14 protein-coding genes and 1 tRNA gene are annotated in these 15878 nt (G+C 40.6%); 11 read left to right on the top strand and 4 right to left on the bottom strand.

Annotated features, from left to right (window positions below):
* Window positions 1–31 precede the first annotated feature (31 nt).
* Both ACPD8L_RS11440 and ACPD8L_RS11435 read right to left on the bottom strand, forming a co-directional pair.
* Complete coding sequence (locus ACPD8L_RS11440) at window positions 32–1237, bottom strand: primase-helicase family protein (protein WP_116216546.1); 1206 nt, start codon at window positions 1235–1237, stop codon at window positions 32–34.
* Window positions 1238–1312: 75 nt separating this feature from the next.
* Window positions 1313–1582 (bottom strand): helix-turn-helix domain-containing protein, encoded by a 270-nt coding sequence (locus ACPD8L_RS11435; protein ID WP_090292211.1) that lies wholly within the window; start codon window positions 1580–1582, stop codon window positions 1313–1315.
* 488 nt (window positions 1583–2070) lie between these two features.
* Here ACPD8L_RS11435 and ACPD8L_RS11430 point away from each other — a divergent pair, with 488 nt between their 5' ends.
* From ACPD8L_RS11430 to ACPD8L_RS11380, 11 genes are all read left to right on the top strand, one after another.
* Window positions 2071–2379: a DUF6660 family protein gene (locus ACPD8L_RS11430; RefSeq protein WP_099189899.1), complete on the top strand. Its 309-nt coding sequence runs from the start codon at window positions 2071–2073 to the stop codon at window positions 2377–2379.
* A 125-nt stretch (window positions 2380–2504) separates the two neighbouring features.
* Window positions 2505–6926, top strand: a complete 4422-nt coding sequence (locus ACPD8L_RS11425) for a CusA/CzcA family heavy metal efflux RND transporter (RefSeq protein WP_116216547.1) — start codon at window positions 2505–2507, stop codon at window positions 6924–6926.
* A 6-nt stretch (window positions 6927–6932) separates the two neighbouring features.
* Complete coding sequence (locus tag ACPD8L_RS11420) at window positions 6933–8162, top strand: efflux RND transporter periplasmic adaptor subunit (RefSeq protein WP_116216548.1); 1230 nt, start codon at window positions 6933–6935, stop codon at window positions 8160–8162.
* 6 nt (window positions 8163–8168) lie between these two features.
* Window positions 8169–8810 (top strand): cation diffusion facilitator family transporter, encoded by a 642-nt coding sequence (locus ACPD8L_RS11415; RefSeq protein WP_116216549.1) that lies wholly within the window; start codon window positions 8169–8171, stop codon window positions 8808–8810.
* Entirely contained in the window at window positions 8803–9225 is a 423-nt protein-coding gene (locus ACPD8L_RS11410; RefSeq protein WP_116216550.1) for a Fur family transcriptional regulator, read from the top strand. Before ACPD8L_RS11415 ends, ACPD8L_RS11410 begins: the two co-directional genes overlap by 8 nt.
* A 27-nt stretch (window positions 9226–9252) precedes the next feature.
* Complete coding sequence (locus ACPD8L_RS11405; RefSeq protein ID WP_181898143.1) at window positions 9253–10044, top strand: cation efflux transmembrane domain-containing protein; 792 nt, start codon at window positions 9253–9255, stop codon at window positions 10042–10044.
* A 33-nt stretch (window positions 10045–10077) separates the two neighbouring features.
* On the top strand, window positions 10078–12042 hold the full coding sequence (locus ACPD8L_RS11400) for a heavy metal translocating P-type ATPase (RefSeq protein ID WP_116216551.1): 1965 nt from the start codon (window positions 10078–10080) through the stop codon (window positions 12040–12042).
* Window positions 12043–12071: 29 nt separating this feature from the next.
* Window positions 12072–13196 (top strand): DUF4238 domain-containing protein, encoded by a 1125-nt coding sequence (locus tag ACPD8L_RS11395; protein WP_116216552.1) that lies wholly within the window; start codon window positions 12072–12074, stop codon window positions 13194–13196.
* A 174-nt stretch (window positions 13197–13370) separates the two neighbouring features.
* Window positions 13371–13742 (top strand): ArsR/SmtB family transcription factor, encoded by a 372-nt coding sequence (locus ACPD8L_RS11390; protein WP_116216553.1) that lies wholly within the window; start codon window positions 13371–13373, stop codon window positions 13740–13742.
* Window positions 13743–13754: 12 nt separating this feature from the next.
* Window positions 13755–14357 carry a mercuric transport protein MerTP gene (gene merTP, locus ACPD8L_RS11385; protein WP_099546398.1) on the top strand — a complete coding sequence of 201 codons (603 nt, stop codon included), beginning with the start codon at window positions 13755–13757 and terminating at the stop codon, window positions 14355–14357.
* Complete coding sequence (locus tag ACPD8L_RS11380) at window positions 14357–14563, top strand: GDCCVxC domain-containing (seleno)protein (RefSeq protein ID WP_099546397.1); 207 nt, start codon at window positions 14357–14359, stop codon at window positions 14561–14563. Before merTP ends, ACPD8L_RS11380 begins: the two co-directional genes overlap by 1 nt.
* A gap of 382 nt (window positions 14564–14945) precedes the next feature.
* Here the strand turns inward: ACPD8L_RS11380 and ACPD8L_RS11375 are convergent.
* Window positions 14946–15019, bottom strand: a tRNA-Ala gene (locus tag ACPD8L_RS11375).
* A 56-nt stretch (window positions 15020–15075) separates the two neighbouring features.
* Window positions 15076–15873 (bottom strand): universal stress protein, encoded by a 798-nt coding sequence (locus ACPD8L_RS11370; RefSeq protein ID WP_116216554.1) that lies wholly within the window; start codon window positions 15871–15873, stop codon window positions 15076–15078.
* Window positions 15874–15878: the final 5 nt, after the last annotated feature.

Below are 15878 nucleotides of genomic sequence, written 5' to 3'. Positions count from 1 at the left end.
AGCCTAAACCCTTATAAATACTGGGCTTATATCAATCTGTCATCAAATCATCAAAATTTTGGACCAAAAAATTCTTTTTTATGGTAAAGTACCTCCCTTTTGCGTCCTCGGTGTTGATCTCACCGTTGTTCCAGATGGTGATCTTTTGGTACTTGTTGGAATTGGGCTGGTTGTCCAGTTTCCAATCATTTTTCAGCAACCGCCTCAATTGGGTCAGGTCGGTCTTGACCCTTGTGCGGTTGAGCATGTGCAGGGCATCGATGGGACAAAGGTCCACGGAGTCCATCTCGAACTTTTCCATGGCACTGAGCAGTAGACTGGCCAGTTCCTTCTCCACCCTGTTCCGGTTATTGTTTACCAGTTTCTTCAGCGCTGGTGTATGCACCTGTTTTGGAGTGAACCACATTCGTGTTCTTTGCTTGGTACTGTATTCCCTTTTTGAAAGGAAATCCAAAAAAGCGGGCACCTCCCGGGCCAGTTGGTCCAAGAAATCGGTGTCCTCCCTTTTAAGGGATGGGATCTTCCTCACCCAGAACCGTGTCTCATGGGCATCGATCTTGATAAAACTGTCCTCGTTGTTGCTGCAGAGAATAAATTTTCCGAAGAATTCCACTTCCCGTTTGTCCTTGCCCTTGGCCTCAAGCTTGTTCCGGTTGGTGGTGCTCAGGTACTTGATTCGCTCGGTGAGTTCCTCCTTGTTGAACAGTACCTCGTCGACGCATATCAGCAACTTGTTGGCCCAGTCCGCATTGAACTGGCTTGCAAAGCTGTCGTTGGTCAGATAGGTCAGGTTGTTGCCAAAGATTTCCTTGAGCCATTTGAGAAAGGTGCTTTTCCCGGTGTTTCTTTCGGTGGATACCAGACAGAGGATGGGGAGCACCTGCACCGGTCTTTGGTACAGGAGTTTCAGATAGTCCAGTCCCAGCTCCAGTTGATTTCCGAAGATATGCTTCAAAAAGCCCCGTGTCCTTATTATACATCCCTCTTTCGGTTCATGCGTCAAAGGGGAATAGGTATTGTAGAAACCATGGTGTTCCTTTTTAAAATTCACATGGCAAGGAATACAGGCGAACCCGTCATATTTGGGCACCTTGCCCAGATAGTCCTTGCCATGGTCCTGCTTGATGATATGCTCGTTCCACGGAACCAGCTGCTCGTTGAAATGTCCCGAAATGGTAGGATACTTTACAATTTTATAGAAAGACGTGCCCACCCTTATATAAGGTACTATTTTCATATTTTGAAATTTTTGAAATCTTAGGGTTTCTATGAAATTATCGTGAGTCCACAAATAATTTAAAGAGGAATTCGACTAGGGAATCGAATCCCCGATCGTTTTGCTTTCCGGTAAAGGCTTCTGTTGGTTCTGCAGCAGCCAACGCACTATCTTTTTCCTTTCGAAGAAAATCAGTTTTCCATTGGGCTTGGAGTGCGGGATATGCCCCGCAGCGGTAAGCTTGTACAGATAGCTTCTTGATATGCCGGTATAGTCACAGGTCTCATCGAAGGTCAGCACTTCTTTATTGGCGATCAATAGCCTTTCCAAACGGTCGAGCCGTTCCAGTATTAAAAAATTGTCCATTTTATTTCTTTTTAAAGATTAGAAATGAACAAAAGCGCTTTTGTTTTCTTTTGAAGAATTCTTTGGATAAAGATAAAAATAAGGAGGAGGGAAAGTAAGATTGACCGATTGATTTTATTCACAAATAATTGATATACAGTTTTTTATGTTAAAATAGTTCAAATATAATGGTATTGATAAACCCTTAGTTTTATTTGGTTTCATTTGATACCAAATGGAACTGTTCTTATTTTGGGCAAATAGGTGGTTTAATGGAAGAAAGCAGAGTTATCAACAATTAAGACTAGGGGAGTTAGAAAATAGGCACTTTAAAAAAGCATGTTTTAATCTTTGGATTGTCTTAATGAAGTCTGATACTTTGATACTACTTTAAGAAAGTCTAGTGCTTTTTTGAAAAATACTGTCTTGAAAATCGTTCCTTTTAAAAAACTACGCTCAAAGCCATTCTTTGCAACCCAATTGCACTATAATTCTTTTACCTTTGCAAGGTGAAATTTTTTGCGATTATATTATCCATCTACTTTCTGGCACTCAATTTCGTGCCTTGTAGCGATGCCAGCAGTGTTGATGAAGGCACACAGGTCGTTTCTGTAATGGATTTCGATGGCGAACACGGACAAGACTGTGAACTGTGTTCCCCATTCTGCCAGTGCCAATGCTGTCATTCACATACCATCGATTTCCGTTTGGCTATTTTTGAACCCATCGAGCCTATCGTTTCGCTAGAAAATTTTATCCACTTCGATAGTTTGGGCAAGGATATTTCACTTTCCCTTTTACAGCCACCTCGGGCATAATCCAGTTTTCATAGGATAGCTATATCCTGTTTTGACGTGTCCATCTATTGGATTCGTCAACATTGTGCATTGCTTTTTATTCAATGTGCTCAACAAGAATTTCAACTGAATTAACATCCTTATCTATGATTAACAAAATCATTGATTTTTCAATCAATAACAAATTTATAATCGGTCTGTTTACATTGACTCTTATAGGTGTCGGTATCTGGTCAATGGCAACGGTAAATCTTGGGTCTGTGCCAGATATTACCAATAATCAAGTGCAAGTCATCACACAATCGCCCAATTTGGGAACGGAAGATATTGAACAGTTCGTAACCTATCCCGTAGAACTATCTATGGGTAATTTACCAGGCGTTACAGAAATAAGATCTATCTCACGCTTTGGCCTTTCCGTAGTTACTATCGTTTTTGAAGACGATATGGGAACCTATCTTCCTCGACAGCTGGTACAGGAAAAACTAAACGAACTGGGCGAATCTATCCCTGAAAAATTTGGAAGTCCATCTATGGGTCCCATCTCTACTGGTTTAGGTCAGATCTATGAATACACTATAAAGCCAGAGGAGGGTTTTGAAAACAAGTATTCGCCTATGGAACTGCGCACCGTGCAAGATTGGGTTATCAAACGACAACTCACATTACTGGAAGGCGTGGTAGAGGTCAACTCTTATGGAGGCAGTATTAAACAGTATGAGGTCGCTGTCAACCCAGATAAGTTGAATAGTTTGGGTATTAGTATTTCACAAGTGTATGAGGCTCTCGCTCGGAACAATGTGAATACAGGCGGTGCTTACATAGAAAAAAATAAAATGTCAAATTTCATAAGAGGTGAAGGTCTTATTCGCTCTTTGGAAGACATTAAAGATATTTCGATTATTAACGAGGGCAACATTCCCGTAACTATTGGAGATGTTGCAACACGCGTCCATTTTGGGAATCAGGTACGTTATGGTGCTTTTACGCAAGACGGTAAGGAAGCCGTGGGAGGAATAATAATGATGCTAAAAGGTTCAAACCCTAATGCGGTTATTCAAAATGTTAAGAATCGTATGGCAGAAATTGAAAAATCCCTGCCAGAAGGTCTCACTATCGCCCCTATCATTGATCGTAGTGAGCTAATTGCCAGAACGACCGATACCGTTAAAACCAATTTACTGGAAGGTGCCCTAATCGTGATATTTGCCCTTGTTTTATTGTTGGGTAGTTTAAGAGGTGGCATCATAACGGCCACGACCATACCGTTGTCCTTGCTTTTTGCCTTTATCTTAATGAAGCAATTTAATGTATGGGCAAACTTAATGAGCTTGGGAGCTATAGACTTTGGGATTATTATAGATGGTGCCGTGATTATTATAGAAGGAACGGTGTATGAGATCCAAAAACGGATTAGGTCTGGAAAGCTAAAATTCAATCAAGGCGTAATGGATAAAGTAGCCTATGATGCCGGAACCACGATGATGGGTTCTGCTTTTTTCGGGCAGATCATTATACTTATAGTTTTTACACCTATACTTTTCCTTACAGGTGTAGAGGGTAAAATGTTCAAACCGATGGCATACACCTTTGGTTTTGCTATGATAGGTGCAATTATTCTGTGTCTTACGTATGTCCCAATGATGTCTGCGCTTTTTATGAAACCAGTTCAAAACACCAAAAGCTGGTTTGGCAAATTTGAGCGTTGGCTTGAAAAGATAAGTGATAAAATTATTGGTGCTATACATAATGCTTATAAGCCATTATTAAAAGGCGCACTACGGCTTAAGCTTATCGTGTTATCATCTGCTGCTGTTCTGCTTATTATTGCTGGATTTATATTTTCTAATATGGGTGGAGAATTTGTGCCGCAGCTCGATGAAGGAGATATAGCAATGCAGGCGTTTATAAGACCAGGAAGCTCGCTCACAGAATCCATTGAAGTTTCAAAGAAAATAGAAACTATCCTATTAGAAAATTTTCCTGAAATTAAAACGGTAACAGCACGTATGGGTGTGGCAGATATACCTACAGATCCTATGCCTATGGATATTGCAGATATGTATATCATCCTTAATAAGGATATGGACGAGTGGACAACTGCTTCTACTAAAGAAGGTTTGATTGAAGCCATAAGGGATAAACTGGATGATGAACTCGTCGGGGTTAATTTATCATTTACCCAACCGGTCGAATTAAGATTTAATGAGCTTTTAGAAGGCGTAAGAGAGGATATTGCAGTAAAGCTATATGGCGAAGATTTAGAGGTGTTATCAGACAAGGTTCAGGAAATGGCAGCTATTATAAAGACCGTTCCTGGCGCGGGCGATGTGAGTGCAGAACGTACAGCTGGACTACCACAAATGACCGTAAAGTTCAGACGAGATAAAATGGCGCAATATGGACTGGATATTCAAAAAGTAAATGATTACATAAGTACTGCTTTTGCAGGTGGTACCGCTGGCGTCATTTTTGAAGGCGAGAAACGATTTGATCTGGTGGTACGATTTGATGAAAGCCATAGAAAAAGTATTGATGACCTGCGCACGATGTACATCGATCTTAAGGATGGAAGCCAGGTACCCATTATTGAAATAGCAGAGATTGAATACGTGCCTGGACCTATGCAAATCTCACGTGACAATACGTATAGAAGAACCTATGTAGGTGTAAATGCACGAGGCAGAGATGTGGAGTCTGTTGTAAAAGATATACAACAAAAGTTAGATGAAGAACTGGACTTGCCATCAGGATATTATATTACCTATGGTGGAGAGTTTGAAAACCTACAAAGCGCTAAGGATCGTTTAACAATTGTTGTGCCCATCGCCCTGTTCTTGATATTTGTACTGTTATACTTTGCCTTAAAATCCTTTTCACAATCGCTAATGATTTACATCGCGATTCCCTTGGCGGCCATTGGTGGTGTGTTTGCTTTATGGCTTCGAGATATGCCATTTAGTATTTCGGCAGGTGTAGGATTTATTGTGCTATTTGGTGTCGCAGTTCTTAACGGGCTGGTACTTATTAACCGATTTAATTCTTTAAAGGAAGAAGGTGTTACAAGCATAAAGGATAGAATATTTCAAGGGACTAAAGAACGTATTCGCCCCATTATGCTCACGGCTACCACAGATATTTTTGGGTTTTTACCTATGGCATTTTCCACATCAGCCGGTGCAGAGGTGCAACAACCGCTCGCTACGGTAGTTATTGGTGGGATGCTTACGGCCACCCTACTCACGTTGATAGTACTTCCTGTACTCTATATCTTTATAGAAAAGCGACGTGAGCGCAAAGACCAGAACAAGATTGGTTCGTTTAATCCGCAAGCATTGACCACGATTTTAATACTTGGTTTTATGTTAGGTGGTACCGCTTTGGCGAAAGCGCAACAAACACAAGCACCTGTGCCAGACCTCATTGTTCAGGATAGCATTACACCCATTACCTTATCTCGGGCTGTAGAAATTGCCAAAGAGAATTATCCAGCACTCAAGACGAGCCAACTCGAAATAGAAAGACAGAGCGCACTCACGGGCAATGCCTATGACTTCGGTAATACTAAAGTATTTACAGGTGGCGAAGAAGTGGCAGATGGTCAGGGCATTTATACCTTGATAGGTATCGGGCAACAAAATATTGATCTATTGGGAATAGGTGCCAAAAAACGCTTGCAACAACAACGCATCCAGTTAGCCGAAACAGCTTTTGACCTATCTGAAATCCAGATAGAACTGGAAGTCAAAAAAGCCTGGTCAGAAGCTTTTCAGGCAAAGAAGAAATTTGTTCTTTATCGAGAACTGGACAGCATTTATGGTCAATTTGCACAATCTGTAGAACTCAATTTTGAAGTCGAAGCCATTTCGAGACTGGAATATGCTGCTGCGCGCAATCAAGCGTTACAGATAACCAACAGGTTTCAGCAGGCAGAAACAGATTATTTAATCGCATTACAAAAACTCAATCTTTGGTTGACACCAGATACGATGTACACCGTAGCTGATGAATTTGAAGCTACCGAAATTTCGGTGTTAGAGACTGATGATACATTGGATGAACATCCCGAGTTATCGCTTTCGCGAAAGCGTATAGACGAAGCACAAGCAAGCTATGATGCAGCAAGGGCAAGCTTACTGCCCCAGTTTAATCTGCAAGGTGGCCTGCAACGTGTAAATGGCGATAGTGGTTTCTACACCTATCAGGCAGGGATTTCCATACCGCTGTTTTCTGGCCCAGACCGCAGCCGCGCAAAAGCTGCTAAACTGGATGCACAGATTGCAGAAACCAATGCCGCATTCAAACAACGCGAGCTGCAATCCCAATATACACAAGCACAGCAAAATTATACACGATGGCGAGATACTTGGTTTTTCTATAAAACCGAAGCTCTGCCACTTGCCATAGACCAGCGCAAAGGCGCATTGCTCGCCTACAAAGAAGGTGCGCTTGATTATGCAGCATTCACGCAAATTATACGTGATGCCATACAGACCGAAATGGATGCGCTGGACGCACTCGATAATTATTTAGAAGCCTTGTTTAAACTACAATATTTCCAAAACTAAAAAAAGATGAAAAAATTAAAATATATACCGATTACCACAATGCTTATGGCATTGACATTATTCAGCTGTGGCGAGTCAAAAACTGAAGATGGCCACGATGAAGCCACCCATTCTGAAACAGAAGAAAATCACTCTGAAGGGGAAGATGAAGAAGATAATATGGAAGGCGAAACTAAGGAAGTAATGCTCACGGCACAGCAGTTTGAAGCCTTACAGATGGAAATTGACACGCTCTCACAACGTTATATGAGCGGTTATGTAGAAGCAAATGGCACGCTGGAAGTACCACCCCAAAACGAAGCATCCATTACCGCCATAACAGGAGCAAATGTGGCATCCATAGAAGTAATAGAAGGTGATGAAGTGAAAAAAAATCAAGCGGTTGCCTATCTCTCACATCCCAGCATCATACAGATACAGAGCGATTACTTAAATGCACACAGCAACAGTCGGTTTTTAAAACAAGAATACGAACGTCAAAAAAGGCTTTATGAAGCTGGTGTGGCATCTGGTATGAATTTCCAAAAGGCAACGGCAGACTATCAGTCATCTACCGCAATGGTAAACGGGCTGGAAGCACAATTGCGACAGTACAACATCAATGTGAATGGCGTGCGCAATGGCACTATCTACCAGCGTGTTGCATTGCGCAGTCCCATTGCAGGGGTTGTAGAAAAAGTTTTTATAAAAACTGGACAATATGTGGAGCCACAGACCAACCTAATGGAAATAGTAGATACAGACCACGTACACGCAGATTTAATGGTTTTCGAAAAAGATGTTGATAGGGTAAAGAAAGGTCAACAAGTACGATTTAGCGTTCAATCAAGACCAGGAACGGAACTCGTTGCCGAAATTTATTCAGTAGGAAAAACCTTCGAGCAAGATCCTAAAGCGGTGCACGTACACGCAGAAATTGAGAACAAAGGTGGTGGTCTTATCTCAGGAATGTACATTAAAGGTAGGATTGAAGTTGATAACGATGAAACCGCTGAAACCGCATTACCAGAAAGTGCCATTATTACAGAAGGTGGTAGGGATTATGTGTTTAAAGCGCAAAGGGAAGGCAACACTTGGAGTTTTATACCAGTAGAAGTCACTACGGGCGAGAAGGATGGTGACTGGATAGCCATACGTTTTTTTGAAACCCCAGACCCAAATACTCATTTTGCCTTTAATAATGCCTATTACCTTATGGGAGAGATGAAAAAAGGGGAACTTGGTGACGATGATTAAAATGGAATGAAAGAAAAAAGAAAGAAAAACTTAAAAGTAGCAAGAACCTTACAGATTTGGAACGTCATCTACGATGTTATTGAAGTTGCGGTCTCGCTTATTGCTGGATTTACAGCAAATAGTTCGGCTCTGATAGGTTGGGGATTGGACAGCACGATTGAAGTGGTTAGTGCGGGAACATTAGGCTGGCGACTACACGGCGAGATTAAAGGTATCGATGAAGAAAAAGTAAAACGAAGACAAAAAATCACGTTAAACGTAATTGCAGTTTCCTTTACGCTCATCTGTATTTTCATTTCCTACGATTCCATTACAAAGCTTATAAATAAAGAAACCGCAAACTGGAGCACGATGGGACTGATTATATTATTGGTTTCCCTGGTTGTAAATCCTATCCTGATCTATTTCAAAAGAAAGTATGGAAAGAAATTAGACAGTCCAGCCTTGCTGGCTGATGCTAAAGACACCTTTATTTGCTTATACCAAACCGTGGTCGTACTTATAGGATTGCTATTGGTCAACTGGTTAGGCTGGTGGTGGGCAGATCCTGTGGCTGCATTACTTATCGTTCCGTACGCTGCAAAAGAAGGCTATGAAGCCTACAATAAAGCTAAAAATATCAATTATAACACCGCACAAAATGACTGAAATTGAAAAAACATTAAATGACCATAACGTGCGTCCCACCGCAATGCGCATCTTGATTTATAAGTATATGGCCGATAGGGATGCCGCCATCGCCCTGACTGATATTGAGAATGCTTTCGCAAAAGCGGATAGAACCACATTGTACCGAACCCTAAAAACGTTTGAAGAAAAAAACGTGGTGCATCACATAGATGACGGAACTGGAATCTCTAAATACGCACTTTGTGAAGAAGGCTGTAATTGTGAAATAGAACAGGATTTGCATTTACATTTTCATTGCACTAACTGTGACGAAACAGTTTGTTTAACGGAACTAAAAATCCCGCATATCAATTTGCCAGATGGATATTTGGCAGAGGATGTTAATCTCGTGGTTACGGGAATATGCGAAAAATGCAGCAGTAATTTACTTTAATAAACAAACGAACAAATTAGATTGATTTTGAAAAAAAGCACTTTTATAATAACTAAAATGGACTGCCCTTCAGAAGAGCAGATGATTCGGATGAAGTTAGAGTCTTATGCTCAAGTAAAACACTTGGATTTTGATATTCCAAACAGAAAATTGGAAGTATATCACGTGGACGACGTCAAGGCGATAAAAACGTCTATAGCCAGCTTAAAACTTGGGGATTCCTTAGAAGGAACCACAGAAGCCGAACCACCCGTAATGGAAGACCAATCCAAACAAAAAAGAATCCTATGGTGGGTCTTGGGCATCAACTTTGGCTTTTTCGTTATCGAAATGACCACCGGTTGGATTTCTTCTTCGATGGGTCTTGTGGCAGACTCATTAGATATGCTGGCAGATTCCATCGTATATGCATTAAGCCTATTTGCGGTAGGCGGTGCCATTTCAAGAAAAAAGAAGGTTGCGAAATACAGCGGATACTTTCAGATGGCATTGGCAACACTTGGGTTTGCAGAGGTCTTGAGAAGGTTTTTTAGCAATACCGAAACACCCTTGTTTCAATGGATGATTATCGTTTCAATTTTCGCATTGGCAGGTAATTTGATATCGCTCTGGCTCATCAACAAGGCAAAGAGTCAAGAGGCTCATATGCAGGCAAGTGCCATTTTTACATCCAATGATATTATTGTTAATGGTGGTGTTATAGTAGCTGGGGTGCTGGTTTATTTTCTGAATAGTAAATGGCCCGATTTAGTGATTGGCGGCATCGTTTTCACTTTTGTAATGCGCGGTGCATTGAGAATATTGAAATTATCGAAGTAGTTTTTAAAATGATATCAAACTTGATTAGAACATATGAAAAAGAAAAAAATAAACTTACGTGACTTAGAACCAAAAAAACAACAAGGCGAGCACAGTCACGACGATGGCCATAACCATAGCAGCCCTGAAGAAATTTCAAATTTCAGAACCTATCTACCGGCTATTTTCAGCTTCGTAATGTTGATAGCCGGAATTGCTATTGATTACTTTGATGCGTTTCCTTTCTTCAAAGGATGGATTCGCGTAGTATGGTACACGGTAGCCTATATCCCTGTGGGATTCCCTGTAATAAAGGAAGGCTGGGAAAGTATTAAAAAGGGGGATTTCTTTACTGAATTCTTCTTAATGTCCATTGCAACCCTCGGTGCTTTTGCCATAGGCGAATACCCTGAAGGTGTAGCCGTTATGCTATTTTATGCCGTGGGCGAACTCTTCCAAAATGCGGCCGTTAACCGTGCTAAGGGAAATATAAAAGCCTTACTCGATGTAAGACCCAATGAGGCTTTGGTTTATCGTGATGATGATTTTGTTTCAGTAAATCCCGAGACTGTTGAGATTGGCGAAAAGATACAGGTGCGTGTAGGCGAAAAAGTTCCGCTTGATGGCATTCTGCTTTCTGAAAAGGGTTCTTTTAATACTGCTGCCTTGACAGGCGAAAGCAAACCTGATACTATTGCTAAAGGTGATACTGTTTTTGCAGGAAGCATAAATCTTGATGGCGTAATCGAGATTGAAACCACAAAAGAATTTAAAGACAGTTCCATTGCACGAATTTTGGATATGGTGCAGAATGCAACCGCCAGAAAATCAAAGACCGAATTGTTCATTAGAAAATTTGCACGGATTTATACACCAATCGTGGTATTCCTCGCTATCGGACTTACTTTTCTGCCTTACTTTTTTATAGATGATTATGTATTTAGGGATTGGCTCTATCGAGCATTGATATTCCTCGTAATTTCCTGCCCTTGTGCGCTGGTCATTTCCATTCCTCTGGGCTATTTTGGCGGATTGGGTGCGGCATCGCGAAACGGTATTCTATTCAAGGGTGCATCCTTTTTGGATGCAATGACCCAAGTAAACACGGTCGTAATGGACAAAACAGGAACCGTTACCAAAGGCGTTTTTAAAATCAAGGAAATCAATTCCATCACATTTGAGGAAGCCGAATTTATGAAATACCTGATGGCGATGGAAGAACAATCTACTCATCCCATCGCAAAAGCAATTCTCGAATACAAAGCGGACGGGTCAGATTATGAAGCGACAGATGTATCGGAAGTTGCCGGAAAGGGATTGAAAGGAAAGGTCAACGGGAAAACGGTATTGGTAGGTAACAAAGCCTTGATGACCTCAAACAGCATAGAAGTCCCTTCGGAAACAGATGGTATTGTAGAATCAATCGTTATGGTGTCCATAGATGGAACATTTGCAGGTTATGTTACCATTGCAGATGAATTAAAGGATGATGCGCACCAAGCCATTAAACAAATTAGGGATGCAGGAATTTCCAAAATTATAATGCTATCGGGTGACAAAGACTCAATTACACAACAGGTTGCAAAAGAGTTGAAAATCGATTGGGCAAAAGGCGGACTGTTGCCTGAAGATAAACTCAATGAGGTTGAAGAGCTCAAAAAGCAACCCGAAACCAAAGTAGCATTTATTGGCGATGGTATTAACGATGCACCCGTTTTGGCAGCAAGTGGTGTAGGTATTGCAATGGGTGGTTTGGGTAGCGACGTTGCTATAGAAACAGCCGATGTTATCATACAGACCGACCAACCCAGTAAGATTGCAAGAGCGATTAAAATTGGTCGTTCAACGCGACGAATTGTCTGGCAAAATATTGCGCTTGCATTTGGTGTCAAGGTCATAGTCCTCATTCTCGGTGCAGGTGGATTAGCGACAATGTGGGAAGCTGTTTTTGCTGATGTGGGTGTGGCGTTTTTGGCTATATTGAATGCGATACGATTGCAGAAGATGGAATGGAATTAGTACATTCATGAAAATTCATTATTTCATGTATGGCTAAAAACGAACCCATCAAGCAACAATACATACCACGGTCTTACCTGAAAAATTTTGGTGTTGAAGGTAATAACGGCAACTATTTTGTTGATGCTTACAGATTGGAAGATGATTTGCTTCTTGAACAGATTAGTACAAAAAGTATTTGCTTTCAGAAAAATCTTTATACGATTCCGAATGCCGAGATTGATAGGAAATACGATTTGGAATATCATTATGCCGAACACGTCGATTCTGAATTCCCTAAGATTTATAAACTACTTGTCGATGAAAATGTGAAGATATTGACCTCTGAGCAAAAAAGGCAAGTACTATACGTCTGCCTATCCCTTTATTTTAGAACCCCGAGGTTTCTTAATCATCAGAACGCATTTACCGACCAAATTTTAGATAGAATGTTATTGTACGCCGACGAAAACGGCGATGTGAAATTTACATTTGAAGAAGAAAAGCACGAATTCAATATTAAGGATATTGGTAAAGTTAGACACGAATTTAAAGAGCGTAACAGGATTAAATTCTTGGTTCAACATTTGGAAAAATGGAAAGAATTTGTGGATTTCAAATATGATTGTACTATAAATGTCCACCGAATCAATGATGAGGATGCACCATTAATTACTTGCGATAATCCGGTATCAATACGCGGCGTAAAATCAACTCGATTTGAAGGCCTTTTTAATCCTGACTCAGTAATAACTTTGCCTTTAGATACCAAATACTACTTAGAAATCTTTCCAAACAGTATTGCTGATGGTCAAACCAGAATTAATAGGATGGTTCACGATAGGGACTATGTTTTTACTACAAATGGAATCGTTCAGATTAATGCTGAGAAATTGATAATTGGAAAACCGGGTACGATAGAACGACATTTTGAAATTCAATCGAGTTACGAGGATTCTGAAAATGGGGAACAATTTGTTGAAAAGGCAAAGTACAAGTTAGAGCAACTTCAGAAATTTACCGAACTTTTTGAAAAAAAGGGATTAACTTCAAAAGAAACCGTTGGTCAACTGAGAAAAATGCTAAGTCATGAATATTTCAAAGATGAAGACCAACTTATTCAAATGAAAAGGCTACTTATTGCTGCCGGACATTGGAATCAGAATCCGAAATAGAAATATCATAGTCCCCTATTTTTTTCACTGGTGCTACAAAAACTCGGTAGGCATTCGTCTATAAAAACTAAAACAAAGAACCAATCCAACTTCCTAAATAATATGTCTACAGTTTTAGTATATAAGTATTTGCTTAAATAATGATATATTTGTAGACGCGTTAAGTTAAAATTGATGAGCTTGGAAATAACCTGTACCCGGAATGAAGCCGACCATAAACAAATATCACGGTGCAAGAGGACAATAGAAAATTCTTCCGATAGTTTTAAGGCCATGAGCAAAATTTTGGCCCTTGCCGGAAGTGAGGTACGACTGAAAATCCTATTTCTTTTGAACATAGAAAATGAATTGTGTCCTTGCGATATTGCTGACATTCTTGAAATGAGTGTCCCCGCGGTATCCCAACATATCCGTAAAATGAAGGATGCAGGAATTATCACATCGAGACGTGAAGGTCAAACATTATATTATTCGTTGGTAAAGAGTGAGGATAATGTTTTAAATGGAATTTTCAGTTCAATTTCGATAAGAAAGAAAACAGCTTAGAAAGTTTAAATTATGGCATCGAATAATACTTCAAACACCGCGGCCTATACCAGTATTTTTACCGCAGTTGCAGCATCAATATGCTGTATTACCCCTGTCTTGGCACTGATTGCTGGAACAAGCGGCATTGCATCTACCTTTTCCTGGGTCGAGCCGTTTAGACCCTATTTTATCGGCTTGACCATTATTGTTTTGGTATTTGCATGGTATCAGAAATTACGGCCAAAAACAAAGGAAGAAATAGATTGTGCCTGTGACGATGATGCGAAACCTACATTTTGGCAATCCAAACAATTTTTGTTCATCGTAACCGTATTTTCGGGATTGATGCTGGCCTTCCCGTACTATTCCAACTTATTTTATGCACAGCCCACAAAGGACATCGTCTATGTCTCTCAATCCAATATCGAAAAGCACACGTTTTATGTTGAGGGAATGACTTGTGTGGGTTGTGAGGCACACGTAGAAAGTGAAGTCAATAAGTTGGATGGAATTATTTCGGTAAAAACCAGCTACGAAAATGCCAACACCATAGTGGAATTTGACAAGACCAAAACCGATTTGCCCGCAATCAAAAAAGCCATAAACAGTACAGCTTATAAAGTAGTCAAATAATGAGACCTCAGTTAATATCAACAATTACTTGCCCAAATTGCGGGCTTGAAAAAGAAGAGGAAATGCCAACAACGGCCTGTCAATTCTTTTATGAATGTGACAATTGCAAAAAAGTCCTTAAGCCAAAAGAAGGGGATTGTTGTGTCTTTTGTTCCTACGGTACTGTCGCTTGTCCACCTATTCAGAATAACGAAGATTGTTGCTGATTGATTGCCTACACAGTTCTCTAGTAAAAGAAAACTTTTTCGGTGCATTTAAAAACAGTTCATTTTAACGGCCCTTTTTTTGAACTTCTTTTCTATTTCAAAAATTCTGTTGTCATTCGGTCACATTTGTGGTCTCTTTTATTTGTTTCGTTAATTGACCTTTTATGGGACTTAGATTCATAAATCTAATACTGAAGCTAACGCATGTAATAAATGTGATACTTTTTCAAAAAATTATGCTATAAAGGATTAAAAAGCATAGAAATAGCCCAATTTGAATCAAATAATACCGAGCTTAATTTAAAACCAGTTTTGCGTGCAAATTGCGTGCAAATGAAAAAAGCTCCAAAAGTTAAAAACTCTTGAAGCCTTACTGTTACTGTGGAGAATACCGGATTCGAACCGGTGACCTCTTGCCTGCCAGGCAAGCGCTCTAGCCAACTGAGCTAATCCCCCTAAGAGAGCGCAAAGGAAATACTTTTTTCCGAAACTATCAAAAATAGTGCGCCTGCTTAGTCTTTTTTAACGCTGAGCACCAATACGGGAATGGGTACAAAGAACTCGGACTTTCTAATGGTGTTCTTTTCCCACAGTTTTTTAAAGAACCCGCGTTTTCTTCGGAACACGCACAGCATGTCCGGATGTTCGTTCCTAAAATGCTCCGTTACCCCCAGATAGGTGGTGGCGTTTTCGGTAATGGTCAACTGCTTGCTCAAGTCCATAAGGGCGGTGTTCACCTTAAGATCATCCTCGGAATACCCGGGGCGTTTTACCAACAACAGACTCACCTCTGCCCTGAATTTGTTCTTTATGGTCACCAAGGGGCTCAAAATGCTGCTCCGTTTCAAGATCCCCGACCCAAAGGCCGTCAAAACCTTCTTGATCGGCTTGAACTCGGTTCCCTTGGGAACGATCAAAGTGGGGATATCGGTCTGTTTAATGATCCTCCCCGATGTGTTCCCCAGATAAAGCTCCTCCATAATGTCGTTGCTTCGTGGTGCTATAATGATCAGGTCTATGCCCAACTCCTTGTTTATGCTGTTCAGGCCATCCACAATATCACCATTGTACGTGGCCATCTTGATTTCCACACCTTTGGTGTCCACTTGGTCAATGACTTCCTTTAAATGCTCCTTGCCACTTTTTGAAACCTTCTCTTCCACATTGGCCAAGCTCCCGATCCCAGTAGCTACATGGAACACATCCATGACAAAGATCTTGGCACCAAAGTTCGATGCAAAGTCTACGGCATACTGCAAGGTTTGTGAAGAATCCGGTGATGTTCCAATGGGTACAAGAATGTTGTTCATTATTT

The organism is Flagellimonas algicida, from assembly GCF_049629585.1.
In the GTDB taxonomy this organism is placed as follows: domain Bacteria; phylum Bacteroidota; class Bacteroidia; order Flavobacteriales; family Flavobacteriaceae; genus Flagellimonas.
This window is presented reverse-complemented; position numbering and strand designations above follow the sequence as displayed.